The following is a 13,622-nucleotide window of genomic DNA, read 5'->3' as shown; positions in this document are numbered from 1 at the left end:
TTTGTTTTTTCTTATGCAAGAGTGACTTGCCATTTTAAAAGAGGTTTAATAAACTCTAGCAAGCGATTCTCTAAAAAGGATCTATTATTTCAGTTCTAAGGAATTCTATAGTTTTTGGTAAATCATACGGGGCTTTTATGCGTATTACAGTTGATCGCAATCAATTTCTCAAGTCTCTTGGTCGTGTTCACCGTGTGGTAGAGCGTCGTAATACTGTTCCTATTTTGTCGAATGTGCTGATTGATGCAGAAAATGGTCATGTACAGTTAAAGACAACAGATCTTGATTTAGAGGTTACAGAATCTTTTACAGTTAATGTTGAACAAGCTGGAGCAACAACTGTTCCAGCACATTTGCTCTATGATATCATTCGGAAACTTCCTGATGGCAGTGAAGTTGTCTTATCCGTCGATGAGAATCAAGCGAGTACAATGTCCGTTGTTTCCGGTTGTGCACATTTTCAGCTTCAATGTCTTCCAAAGGCAGATTTTCCAGAGTCACTTCCTGGGCAGTTTGGTTATCGCTTTTCTCTATCGGCATCAGGGTTGAAACATTTACTTGATTGTACGCAATTTGCCATTTCTACTGAAGAAACCCGCTATTATCTTAATGGTATTTACTTCCATGTTATTAATGATGATGTTTTGAAACTGCGTTTGGTTGCGACTGATGGTCATCGTTTGGCACAAGTTGAGATGGAAGCTCCTCCAGGAGTTGAAGGAATTCCTGGTGTTATTGTTCCTCGTAAAGCTGTAGGAGAGTTGCAAAAACTTCTTTCAGAAGAAAATGATGGTGATGTATGTATAGAGCTTTCAGAGACAAAGATTCGTTTTTCTGTAGGTTCTGTGATTTTTACATCAAAGTTAATTGATGGAACATTTCCAGATTATCAACGTGTTATCCCTCTTGGCAATGATAAGGAATTGGTTGTTAATAGGCAGAATTTTTCTTCTGCCGTTGATCGTGTTTCAACGATTTCAAGTGATCGGGGGCGGGCAGTTAAGTTAACGATTGAGCATGGACAGTTAAGGCTTGTTGTTAATAGTCCTGATTCGGGCAGTGCGGAAGATCAATTATCCGTAACTTACTCATCTGATCCCCTTGAGATAGGGTTTAATTCGCGCTATCTTTTGGATATTGCTGGGCAGCTTTCAAGCGATGAGATGGTTTTTATGTTGGCTGAAGCTGGAGCGCCAGCTCTGATTCGCGATAATGATGATGCGGATGTGCTCTATGTACTGATGCCTATTCGCGTTTAGGGGCAATTGTTTTGCAATGCATGGCAAGTCATGTGCACAAAGTGGCTGTGAGGCAGTTGAAACTTTTACGTTATCGTAATTATCCTTTTTTTAATATTGATTTTTCGGGTCAGCATGTGGTTTTTACTGGCCACAACGGTGCGGGTAAGACAAATCTTTTAGAGGCATTATCTTTTTTTTCTCCGGGCCGTGGTTTGCGACGGGCTGCATATTCTGACGTTAGCTTTATAGATGGTGGTGGTGAAGGATTTGTTGTATTTGCATGTCTTGAATGTGCTCTTTATGGTGAAGTAAAGATCGGTACTGCTTTGGAGGTTAGCGATAACAGTCGAAAGGTCCATATTAATGGTGTGAATGTGCCAAGTGATTGCTTAACAGATTACTGTCATATTAGTATCTTAACACCATCTATGGATGGTCTTTTTACAGGTCCTTCGCTTGAGCGTCGTCGTTTTTTGGATCGTATGGTTTTGGCGATTGATCCTTTGCATAGTCGCCGCATAGCCGATTATGATAGAGCGATGCGTGCACGTAATCGTTTGTTTTTGGATGGCAATGAAGATTATGCTTGGTTTAATGCTTTAGAAAAGCAGATGGCAGAATTGGCGACAGCTATTTCTGCGGCGCGTATTGATGTTATTCGGCTTTTAAACGATATGTTTACACAAATGCCATCTCAGATACCTTTTCCACGAGCTTTTTTGCAAATTGATGGTTTTTTAGAAACAGCTCTTGGTGAAATATCAGCGACTGAAGTTGAAGAGCAATTTTGTGATATGTTGCGGCGTAATCGTGCAATAGATCGTGCTGCTGGGCGGACATTAGAAGGACCGCATCGCACAGATTTACAAGTTTTTTATGCGGATAAAAATAGAGCAGCAACATCTTGTTCAACAGGTGAACAAAAAGCGCTACTGACAGGTTTAGTTTTGTGTCATGCACGTCTAACAGGTATGATATCACAAAGAGCTCCCATTCTTCTTCTTGATGAAATGGCTGCTCATCTTGATTCACATCGACGTGCTGCTTTATTTGATATTCTTGATGATTTAGCTGTGCAAACATTTATGACAGGAACAGATCGTCTTTTATTTGATGATTTAAAAGGACGCGCAGAATTTTTTGAGATTAAAGATGGCACTTTATTGCTGTAAAAAACATGCTAAATATTTTTTTAATTAAGTGGTGGTTGAGAAGAAAAGGCTTGCTATGTCTGTGATGATAACGATTTTAAATGGTCCTAATTTAAATTTTCTGGGTCAACGTGAGCCAGAAATTTATGGAACTGAAACGCTAGGAGATATTGAAAAAAAATGCAGAGAATGGGCCAAAAAAGCCGGGGTTATCATAAATTTTTATCAAAGTAACTATGAGGGACAATTAGTAGAATGGATACAAGAAGCAATAGGGCTAAGTTCTGGATTGATCATTAACCCCGCGGCTTACAGTCACACATCTGTCGCTCTTCTTGATGCTTTAAAAATGTTTTCAGGGCCGAAAGTAGAAGTTCATTTATCCCATATTTATCAGCGTGAAACTTTCCGTCATCATTCTTATACATCTGCAGGTGTCGACGCTATCATAACTGGGTGTGGAAGTGATGGATATCGGTTTGCTCTTGAGCATATTGCAAAACAATTAATAAATTGTAAAAGGTAAAGAGTGAGCGTTGGATAAGCGTAATATAGGCATTGAATTCACTTGATAATTATTTTCAAATCTGTACAATGTGAGGTATTATATTTATGAAAATTTTTAGTGCGTATGACGGGGGTAAATAAAGATGAAAAGCTTTGTTAGACAATTAGAGATGCTTGTGATTTTAGGGGGAGCACTGCTTTTGTCTGGTTGTAAAGTGGATGTTCTTCAACCATCCGGTTATGTAGCACGTCAACAGCTCGTTTTGATCGTTGTCTGTGTGCTTGTTATGCTTTGCGTTGTCATTCCGGTCATGGTGAGTGTGGTATTTTTAGCGATAAAATATCGTGCATCGAATACGAAAGCGAACTATTCCCCTGATTGGGCGCATTCAAATAAAATTGAAGCTTTAATGTGGGGTATTCCAATTGTAATCGTAATGATTTTAGGTTCATTAACAGCTTATTATACCTATAAGCTTGAGCCTGCAAATCCTCTTCCAATAGAGGTTGTGGGTGAAGGAGAACCATTGCAGATTGATGCTATCGCTCTTGATTGGAAATGGGTTTTTATTTATCCTCAATATGGCGTTGCATCGATTAATGAAATTTACGCGCCTAAAGGACGTCAAGTTTTATTGCAATTGACGTCAGAAAATTCTGTCAATGCCTTTTGGGTTCCTAAATTAGGTACAGTTCTTTACGCTATGCCACAAATGAATGCTAAGTTGCATTTGATTGCTGAAGAACAAGGAGTATTCAAAGGAACCTCAGCAAATTACAGTGGCGATGGTTTTTCAGGGATGCGGTTTAAGTGGCATTCTGTGTCTTCGCAGGATTTTGAGGATTGGATTGTGAAAGCTCGGGCTAATGGTCGAGCTCTTGATCGTAAATCTTATCGTCAGCTTTCTATTGCGCCTCGTATGGGTGATATTGCTGCGAAGGAAAAAGATGCTGAAGTTCGTTATTTTGCACCTGTTGAGAAGCGGCTTTACTATCGTATTGTTAATCGGTGTGTCGATGAAAATACGGTATGTAATGAAGATTTAATGAAACGTGCTGCTGCTCAGACACTGTGGGGTGCACTGTGTTCAGTATTTGATCCTGATGTTATTTAAAGGATCAATAGAGAAAGAGCCCTTTTAATATAAGGTTTCTTTTAAACTTGAATTTCATTTGAAATGGGTTAAGAAATGTTTGGAAGACTTACAGATCCTACGGCAGGTGCTTTTCATGCGCTTGCACATGAACCAATCGTTTTGTATACATGTATCGCGATTGTTGTGATTGGTTTAGTTGCTGTTGTTGCTTTAACAGCGTTTGGGTGGTGGGGAATTTTATGGCGAAATTGGATTACAACTGTTGATCATAAACGCATTGGTATTATGTATATAATTCTTGGAATTATTATGCTTGTTCGCGGTTTTGCGGACGCGCTTATGATGCGGACGCATCAAGCTTTAGCTCTTGGGAGTGAAACAGCAGGTTATTTACCCCCTGAGCATTTTGATCAAATTTTTTCGGCGCATGGCACGATCATGATTTTTTTCATGGCTACACCTATTTTATTTGGTCTTTTTAATTATCTTATACCGCTTCAAATTGGTGCGCGTGATGTTGCTTTTCCTTTTGCAAATAATCTAGGTTTTTGGATTACGGCAGCTGGGGCGATTTTGATTAATATATCCTTAGGTGTTGGTAATTTTGGTCGTGGTGGTTGGCTAATGTATCCACCTTTTACAGAGTTGCAAACAAGCCCAGATACAGGGGTAGATTATTATTTATGGTCGCTTCAGCTTTCTGGTATCGCGACGACAATGGGGGCAGTTAATTTCGTTGCGACTCTGATTAAGATGCGCGCTCCTGGAATGACAATGATGAAAATGCCTGTTTTTTGTTGGAGCGCTTTTGTCAGCAATGTCCTTATTTTAGTTATTTATCCTGTCTTAACTGTCGCTTTTGCACTCTTAGCATGTGATCGTTATTTGAATATGAATTTCTTTTCAAATGTTGGTGGTGGAAATCCAATGGTGTGGATTAATTATGTTTGGGTTTTTGGCCACCCTGAAGTATATGTTTTGGTTGTTCCTGCTTTTGGCATTGTATCTGAAGTTGTCTCAACTTTTTCTTCAAAACGCCTCTTTGGTTATACTTCCATGATATGGGCCATGGTGGTTATTTTGATTCTTTCGCTTCTTGTTTGGGGACATCATTTCTTTACAATGGGCGGCGGTGAAGCTGTAAATACGTTCTTTAGTATTGCTACGATGATCATCGCAGTTCCAACAGGTGTAAAAGTTTTCAATTGGTTGCTCACGATGTATAGAGGAAGGATACGCTTTGAGCCTCCGATGCTTTGGTGCATGGGAATGATCTTTACGTTTGTTGGTGGTGGATTAACGGGTGTTTTATTATCGATTGTCCCTGCTGATTGGCAGTTCCATAATTCGCTCTTTTTGATAGCACATTTCCATCATACGATTATTGGTGGTGTGGTTTTTGCTTATTTAGCAGGGCTTGCTTTTTGGTTTCCAAAAGCTTTCGGTTATAAACCAAATCGCATACTAGGTATTGCATCTTTCTGGTGTTGGTTTATTGGTTTTTATCTTGCCTTTTTCCCCGTTTATGCCCTTGGTTTAATGGGGGCAACACGTCGTCTTCAGCATTACATGGAACCTAGTTGGCAGCCGATGTTTATTATTGCTGCTCTAGGTGCTTTTATTATCTTACTTGGTATCCTTTGTTTTGTGTTACAGGTTGTTTTGGCAATTTGGTACGGTATTAAGCATAAAGGTCACTTACCAGTAACGTTAAATGATTCTTGGGGTGATGCGCGTACACTTGAATGGTTTACCTCTTCACCACCTCCTTCCTATAATTTTGCTCTCCTTCCCAAGATACAGTCTGATGATGCTTATTGGAATATGAAGAAAAGTGGTTATCAACGCCCAACAAGTGGATTTACAAAAATTCATATGCCATCGAATACATCAGCTGGAATTATTGCTGGTTTCTTCTCATTAGTTGTTGGTTTCGCGCTTGTTTGGCATATTTGGTGGCTTGTTGCGATCGGGCTGGTTGGTTTTATTGCAACGCTTGTGTGTCATTCATTAACAGGTGATCACCATGGTTATTATATTCCAGCGGAAGAAGTACAAAAAACGGAAGATGCCTTTACAGCTGTTCTTAAAGAACAAGGAGTGACAGTATGAGTGCAGTAACAATGAATAATGCGAGTACTGTGGATGAACTTCACCACGATAGTAGCTCGGTAATGACGTTTGGTTTTTGGGTCTATATCCTTTCAGACTTAATCCTGTTTTCGACACTTTTTTCAAGTTTTGCTGTCTTTTCTGCTTCTTATGGCGGCGGTAAGGCAGGGAATGAGTTTATTGATTTAAAGTTTGTTTTGGTTGAGACTGCTTTTTTATTGTTTTCTTCCGTCACTTATGGCTTTGCAATGGTACAAGCACATAAAAACAACATCAGTGGTGTGCGTTTATGGATGGCTATAACCTTTGTATTTGGGTGTTGTTTCATTGCTATGGAACTTTACGAATTCCATGAACTCTTGAGTGAGGTATTTTATTACGATCCAAATGCTTATGCGGGTATTGATCCTTCAACAGGTCTACAACTTTTTGGACGGGAGATACTGTCTGCTTATTGGTCAGCGTTTTTTGCTTTGGTTGGTACGCATGGACTGCACGTAAGTGTTGGTCTTCTTTGGATGGTCGTGATGTTTTTTCATCTTCGTCGTCATGGCTTGGATCAGAATAATAAAACACGTTTAGCATGCCTTTCCATTTTTTGGCATTTACTTGATATTGTATGGGTTGGTGTTTTCACCATGGTTTATCTATTAGGAGCGTTGTGATGAGCATGCAAAATGAAACACATGGTCCCAGTACTGGTTCCTATTTAGTCGGTTTTATTCTGGCTGTATTTTTCACCTTGGGTTCTTTTATTCCTGTGATGTATGGAATGATGGAAGGTTGGGCAATTAGTACAAAGGTTGCATATCTTATTGGGATGGCGATTATTCAGATTATAGTACAAATTGTTTTCTTTTTACACTTGAACTCTGGTCCAGATGCCAAGTGGAATTTAAGCGCTTTATGGTTTGCTGCTATTTGCGTTTTTGTTATTATTGGGGGAACTTGGTGGGCTATTTCCCATTTGAATTATAATATGATGGGTGGTTCAGGACGTGTTATTGAACCGAAAATATCAGGTGTAGATGATTCTTCAATATCTGAGCAATTATCAAACAAAGATATATCCGTAAGAAAACAGCCAGAAAAGATGGTGGATTCAGAAATATCCATGGAGCCAGTTCCAAGTATGCAAACTCCTGTAGATCAAGCGCCTGGTTCAGAAATGCCTATGGAGCCAGTTCCAAGTATGCAAACTCCTGTAGATCAAGCACCTGGTTCAGAAATGCCTATGGAGCCAGTTCCAAGTATGCAAACTCCTGTAGATCAAGCACCTGGTTCAGAAATGCCTATGGAGCCAGTTCCAAGTATGCAAACTCCTGTAGATCAAGCGCCTGGTTCAGAAATGCCCATGGATCAAGTTCCAAGTATGCAAACTCCTGTAGAATAGTTGTGATAAATACCTGTGGAGCTGATGCGGCATGTATCAGCTCCACAAATGTTGTTGCTAAGTTCATAGAATATGAAGAGGGGGCTAAGTGTAAGATATCGGTGGAATGGGTATCATGGTTTTGAATATACTTGTATTTTTAACAAAACGGTCCATTGAGTATTTAATCAAGCTTTAATTTTTTCAAACAAATAGCTATTTGTAGAATATACAAAGAATAGTGTTTGTACAATTCAATACAAAAAAGAGTGTGAAAAACATTTTTATGTTGTGTGAGATAAAGCTGTGAAGAAGTAACGTTTTAGTTTTACAGTGTTTATGTTAAAGAGAGCATTGAAGTTATTTGTAATAATAACGTGCAATTGAAATTGACAATTTAGAGAATAATCAGAAAACTGAATGAAAACCGTTGCAATGACAGTTATTGGTGCTGGTTCTTTTGGTACTGCATTAGCGATTGCTCTTGCTCGTAATGGCCATAATGTTTTACTTTGGGGATATAATTCTCAACACATCAAAAAATTACAAGAACAACGTTGTAATCAAGTATATTTACCTGATATTCGATTTCCTGAAAATTTACTCCTTGAAGCTTCGCTTGAAACTGCAATAACAGCAAGTGATAATATATTAATCGCTGTTCCAAGCCATGTATTTCATCAAGTGTTGTATAATATTCAGCCTTATTTGGATCAGCATTCACGCGTTATTTGGGCAACGAAAGGTTTAGAACATGGTACAGGACGTTTCTTACAAGAAGTTGCTCGTGAGATTTTAGGTGAAAAAATTCCTTTAGCTGTTTTTTCTGGACCAACTTTTGCTAAAGAACTAGCTATTGGTTGGCCTACTGCAATGACGATAGCAGCTTCTGATGTTGCGTTTGGTAAAGAATTGCAGCAACTTTTTCATTGTGACAAAAGTTTTAGAGTTTATAAAAGCTCAGATATGATTGGTGTTCAATTAGGGGGAGCCGTCAAAAATGTTATTGCTATTGGTGCAGGAATATCAGATGGCATGGGATTTGGGGCAAATGCACGAATAGCGCTCATCACACGAGGACTAGCTGAAATCAGTCGTTTAGGGGGCGCTATGGGTGCTGAGCTTTCCACATTTATGGGAATGACAGGCTTAGGTGATCTGGTTTTGACATGTACTGATAATCAGTCGCGTAATCGCCGTTTTGGAATACTTCTTGGTAAAGGGATAGATATAAAAGAAGCGGAAAAAGAAATTGGTCAAGTTGTGGAAGGGTACTTAAATACCAAGGAAGTACATACGTTAGCGAAACGTATTGGGGTGGAAATGCCTATTGTAAAACAAATTTATCAAATTCTCTATTGTGGTAAAAACATAACTGAAGCGGCTAACACATTATTAAGCCGCACTCTCAAGGACGAAATACAATGATATCCTGCGTTTTTAAATAATTCCAATCGTAAAAAATAGAAACATATTATGATAGAAATATAAAATAGATTGTATTGATGATTGTGTAAGATGGTCGTATTTCAGCAAATTATAGATTCATATCATTTTATATTTTTATGAAATATAAAAGTTTTTATCTAAGAGTTATCTCTTTGAAAATAAATTATTGTTTCCACTTAAACATATTTCTGTAATATGATGAAAGGGATATTTTGTTTTTCTCGTTCTTTAATGGGGGCATGCCTCTCGCGCAAAACAAAACACTATTGCTGCTCATTCACATACTTTTTTAAAAAGACATCTCTCAATGCACGCGATTCCATTACACAATGATACATAAACAGTATAATTAAAATCCCTGTGAAATACACAAAACCTATTGCACCCCCTATCTTTATGCTTGCAAAGGAGAAGGCCGACGTTATCACACACTTTTCTAGCTCACAATGTTAAGGCAGCTTTTGGCACTTGTGGGGGGGGGCAGTAGAGATATTTACGCCTTTTCTTTTCCTACATATCAATTTTGCTTTTTTATATGCAAAAAATGATTTTTTTGATTCAAATGTGAAGGTCTGAAATTGAAAGAATATTATTGTATTTGTGGCTGTCATTTAAACTGAAAAATAATATGATATAAAGATAATATGTTGATTTATATGAATATTTTATCGTGTTTTTGTATTGAATTAATCAAAATTATTTGCTTGTATGTCGCAAGTGGGTTGGCGTGTGGATAAAAGTTATTTAAGAAAAGAGTAAAAATACTTCTAATGAATCATCTCAAGTGACAAGGAGTGTTGCAACATGAGAATTTGGTAAGTAAAATGGTGGTGCAAAAAGGGGTATGTATTTCACAGAAGATTTTAATTATACTGTTTATAGGTACCATTGTGAAATGGAATTGCGTGCATTGAGAGATGTCTTTTTAAAAAAGTATGTATTTTAAAAAAGTATGTAAATGAGCAACAGCAATAGTGTTTTTTTAGACATTCTATCTTATCTGATACCTCAAGGGAGTGATTTCATTAAAGAACGGAAAAAATAAGAGCGTGAGGGAAGGCGTAACCTTCATTATTTAAAAGATATTGCTGTGAAAGACGTACAGCTGAATTAAAGGATGATGGTAAAGCTGAAAGATGATCCCTATCTTTATGCCTTTATATTCTTCCCAAATGAGGTTGTTTCCCCGTTTCAGAGAGAAATAAAACAGAGATACGCGGCACATTTGCTCCTGTCTGGCATACAGAAGCGGCAACAGTAAAGAAAGCACTAAATCGCCTTAATACTAAACCGCCTTAATATTTGTCCTAAATATGCTGGGGCTTTGGGATTGGATGTTGATTTACAAGAAGCAGAAAAAGCATGGGCTTTGTTAGGAAAACAACTCCATAAAACACAAAACTTTCTTGCAAAATGGATTGGAGAGATATACCGGATTTTTATAAAACACTTTGCAAAACAACAACAATTGATACAATTGGCTTTGTGTTTGCTTATCCTTACAGGGGGCATACAGGTCCTTTGCGTTATATTGATAAAGATCAGATCGAGAGAAATGTATGGATTATCCTTGGCTCGAAAATATGAAAGGAAAATGTAATACTGCAATAGAATTTTATTTTCCTTGTCATCAGAGGCATTAAAAATTTTGAAACAAGCTGTTTGCTATCTTGTAATGATTTCTTTTTTTCTGCAACAGGTCGTGTTCCCTTGGTGAGAATTGTGTGTCATCATATATGCAACAGATTGGACTTGAAGCCCGTCTCTATGAGGTTCAGTCTAGTAGAGAACGCCGCTCAATACGCGACTAAAGCATTCTACATATGTTTTAAAGTCGGGCATTTTTTATCCTTCTTGGGAATCTTCAGTTTTTTTCAGTTCTTCAAGTATTGGCATAGACATGATGTTGTAGCCTGAATCAACATAATGGATTTCACCCGTAACGCCTGATGACAAGTCAGAGAGTAGATAAAGAGCGGACTTTCCAATTTCATGAATATTCACAGTACGACGTAATGGGGCATTACGTTGTTGATGTGAAAATATTGCACGTGCAGCTGCAATACCATTACCCGCTAAGGTTCTAACAGGACCTGCTGAAATCGCATTGACGCGGATATTTTGCGGACCAAAGTCCGCAGCTAAATAACGTACCATAGATTCTAAAGCAGCCTTAGCTACCCCCATGATATTATAATTAGGGACAACTTGCTGTGAAGCGCCATAAGTAAGGGTTAAAAGTGCCCCTCCATGAGGCATAAGCTTCCCCGCGCGTTGAGCAATTTCAGTAAAGGAATAAGCTGAAATAACCATTGTACGTTGAAAATTTTCACGCGTTGTAACATCAACGTAACGCCCTTTTAGTTGATTTTTATCTGAAAAACCAATGGCATGAACAATAAAATCAATCGTTTTCCATTCTTTTTCAAGTTTTTCAAAGACGTCGTCAACATTTTCAATTTTTTCAACATCACACTCTAGAACCAATTTGCAGCCAAGTTTATCAGCGAGGGGCTGAACACGTTTTCCGAAAGCATCTCCTTGATAAGTTAATGCTAATTCAGCTCCTGCTTGTGCGAGTTGACAGGCAATGCCCCAAGCAATTGAATGGTCATTCGCAATTCCCATAATAAGGCCACGTTTGCCCTCCATCAAACCTTTCATATTATTCTCCGTAAGACCGTACTTTTTTCAATTGCTAAGAACTTTCATTTATATATAGCGTTGAAAAACAAGCGTTGCATTGGTACCGCCAAAGCCAAAAGTATTTGACAATACAGTATTTAGTTGTTGATGATCACGTCGTTCACGAACGATTGGCATATCAGCAAAAGCTGGATCAAGTTCTTCAATATGGGCACTTTCACAAATAAAATTATGATTCATCATTAACAATGTATAGATTGCTTCGTGAACACCTGCGGCTCCTAAGGAATGTCCTGTTAGAGATTTGGTAGCAGAAATGGGTGGGCATTGATCACCCGCTCCAAAAATACGGCGAATAGCCTCTATTTCCGGAGGATCGCCAACAGGCGTTGCTGTTGCATGGGGATTGATATAATCAATTTTATTATCGACTGTTGCAAGGGCCATGCGCATGCACCGTTCTGCTCCCTCTCCTGATGGAGCGACCATGTCATGCCCATCGGATGTTACGCCATATCCAACGATTTCTCCGTAGATTTTTGCTCCGCGTGCTTTAGCAAGTTCTAGATCTTCAAGGACTAAAACACCCGCACCCCCAGCAATAACAAATCCATCACGATTGACATCATAGGCACGTGAAGCTTTGTGAGGAATATCATTATATCTGCTAGACATAGCGCCCATAGCATCGAATAAAACAGAGAGCGTCCAATCCAAATCTTCGCAGCCACCGGCAAAGACGCGCTTCTGTTTACCATATTGGATCATTTCATAAGCATTCCCAATACAATGATTGGAGGTAGCACAAGCTGAAGAGATTGAATAGTTGACCCCTTTTATTTTAAAGAAAGTTGCTAATGTTGCAGATGCTGTAGAACTCATCGCTTTAGGGACAACAAAAGGCCCAACACGTTTTGGACCTTTTTGGCGTGTAATATCAGCGGCTTCTACGATTGAATGGGTTGAAGCACCTCCAGAACCCATAATAATACCTGTGTGTTCGTTTGATACTTCATGAGGCTCTAAACCAGCATCAGCAATTGCTTGATCCATGGCGATATGATTCCAGGCTGTTCCACGTCCATGAAAGCGTAGGGCGCGTCGATCGACCAATTCTTCTATATTAATATCAGGTTTGCCGTAAACTCTGCTACGAAAGCCTAACTCAGCATATTGAGGTGCGTAAGAAATCCCAGATTTTGCCTCACGTAAACTGGTTAAAACGGCTTGAGGTTCATTTCCAATCGCGGAGACAATCCCCATTCCGGTTACAACAACTCGACGCATTCATACCTCCTTATTCCATACAGAATAGTAAAAAATTCTTCCTGATGAAAATAACATTCAATCTTCTTTGAATAAAGCAACGCGCAAATCATTTGCCTTATAAATAGTTTCTCCATCTGCTTTTAGCCACCCATCAGCTATTCCTAAGACTAAATTTCCACGTCGAATACGCTTAAAATCTATTTCATATTCAAGAAGTTTGGTTTGTGGCGTTACCATACCTGATAACTTCACTTCACCTGTTGATATCGCTCTTCCTTTCCCTGGTTCTCCTAACCAACCAAGAAAAAAACCTGTTAATTGCCACATACCATCCAATCCAAGACATCCTGGCATAACGGGATCGCCTATAAAGTGACAATTAAAGACCCAAAGGTCTGGTGTAATGTCAAATTCGGCGCGAACCATTCCTTTATCATATTTGCCACCAGTTTCACTGATTTGAGTGATTCGATGAATCATCAACATTGGTGGTGCCGGCAATTGCGCATTACCCTTACCAAACATTTCGCCGCGAGCGCAGCTTAGAAGCTCTTCATAAGTATAGCGAGACTTTTGTTCAGCCATGGTTACTCCATTTATTTGCATATATCTTTATTTCTGCGCTTTTCCCCAATCTACTTTTAGAGCAAATTTTAAAGAGAGGGAAATGATTTTATATCATTTTTAATGACAAAAGCCCTTTTTCATGTATTCTACACAAATAATTATTTAAAAATGGAATACAAGATTGCACCATACTATCCCCATTTTTTTCTAT

11 protein-coding genes and 1 pseudogene are annotated in these 13,622 nt (G+C 38.6%); 9 read left to right on the top strand and 3 right to left on the bottom strand.

Annotated elements, in window-relative coordinates:
• Positions 1-137: 137 nt before the first annotated feature.
• The 9 genes and pseudogenes from dnaN to PVV66_RS09700 form a co-directional block, all read left to right on the top strand.
• Positions 138-1,259 carry a DNA polymerase III subunit beta gene (gene dnaN / locus PVV66_RS00170; protein WP_273717507.1) on the top strand — a complete coding sequence of 374 codons (1,122 nt, stop codon included), beginning with the start codon at positions 138-140 and terminating at the stop codon, positions 1,257-1,259.
• Between the two features lie 20 nt (positions 1,260-1,279).
• On the top strand, positions 1,280-2,413 hold the full coding sequence (gene recF, locus PVV66_RS00165) for a DNA replication/repair protein RecF (RefSeq protein ID WP_273717508.1): 1,134 nt from the start codon (positions 1,280-1,282) through the stop codon (positions 2,411-2,413).
• A gap of 55 nt (positions 2,414-2,468) precedes the next feature.
• Positions 2,469-2,918 carry a type II 3-dehydroquinate dehydratase gene (gene aroQ / locus PVV66_RS00160; protein WP_273717509.1) on the top strand — a complete coding sequence of 150 codons (450 nt, stop codon included), beginning with the start codon at positions 2,469-2,471 and terminating at the stop codon, positions 2,916-2,918.
• Positions 2,919-3,042: 124 nt separating this feature from the next.
• A complete protein-coding gene (gene cyoA, locus PVV66_RS00155; protein ID WP_273717510.1) occupies positions 3,043-4,014 on the top strand; it encodes a ubiquinol oxidase subunit II in 972 nt (323 codons plus the stop codon).
• Positions 4,015-4,089: 75 nt separating this feature from the next.
• Entirely contained in the window at positions 4,090-6,108 is a 2,019-nt protein-coding gene (gene cyoB, locus PVV66_RS00150; protein WP_273717511.1) for a cytochrome o ubiquinol oxidase subunit I, read from the top strand.
• Positions 6,105-6,773: a cytochrome (ubi)quinol oxidase subunit III gene (locus tag PVV66_RS00145; RefSeq protein WP_273717512.1), complete on the top strand. Its 669-nt coding sequence runs from the start codon at positions 6,105-6,107 to the stop codon at positions 6,771-6,773. Before cyoB ends, PVV66_RS00145 begins: the two co-directional genes overlap by 4 nt.
• A complete protein-coding gene (cyoD, locus tag PVV66_RS00140) occupies positions 6,773-7,501 on the top strand; it encodes a cytochrome o ubiquinol oxidase subunit IV (RefSeq protein WP_273717513.1) in 729 nt (242 codons plus the stop codon). Before PVV66_RS00145 ends, cyoD begins: the two co-directional genes overlap by 1 nt.
• 399 nt (positions 7,502-7,900) lie before the next feature.
• The gene (gene gpsA / locus PVV66_RS00135; protein ID WP_273717514.1) at positions 7,901-8,908 is read left to right on the top strand and encodes an NAD(P)H-dependent glycerol-3-phosphate dehydrogenase; all 1,008 of its coding nucleotides are present in this window, start codon (positions 7,901-7,903) and stop codon (positions 8,906-8,908) included.
• A gap of 1,021 nt (positions 8,909-9,929) precedes the next feature.
• Positions 9,930-10,713 (top strand): annotated as a pseudogene (locus tag PVV66_RS09700) (integrase); the annotation flags it as partial.
• 61 nt (positions 10,714-10,774) lie between these two features.
• Here PVV66_RS09700 and fabI read toward each other — a convergent pair.
• Genes fabI through fabA form a run of 3 tightly spaced genes read right to left on the bottom strand, consistent with a single transcriptional unit; the run spans position 10,775 to position 13,429 of the window.
• Complete coding sequence (fabI, locus tag PVV66_RS00130) at positions 10,775-11,593, bottom strand: enoyl-ACP reductase FabI (RefSeq protein WP_273717515.1); 819 nt, start codon at positions 11,591-11,593, stop codon at positions 10,775-10,777.
• Positions 11,594-11,641: 48 nt separating this feature from the next.
• Positions 11,642-12,862 (bottom strand): beta-ketoacyl-ACP synthase I, encoded by a 1,221-nt coding sequence (fabB, locus tag PVV66_RS00125; protein WP_273717516.1) that lies wholly within the window; start codon positions 12,860-12,862, stop codon positions 11,642-11,644.
• Between the two features lie 57 nt (positions 12,863-12,919).
• A complete protein-coding gene (gene fabA / locus PVV66_RS00120; RefSeq protein WP_273717517.1) occupies positions 12,920-13,429 on the bottom strand; it encodes a 3-hydroxyacyl-[acyl-carrier-protein] dehydratase FabA in 510 nt (169 codons plus the stop codon).
• Positions 13,430-13,622 lie beyond the last annotated feature (193 nt).

The organism is Bartonella sp. AU16XJBT (genome assembly GCF_028618665.1).
In the GTDB taxonomy this organism is placed as follows: Bacteria; Pseudomonadota; Alphaproteobacteria; order Rhizobiales; family Rhizobiaceae; genus Bartonella.
This window is presented reverse-complemented; position numbering and strand designations above follow the sequence as displayed.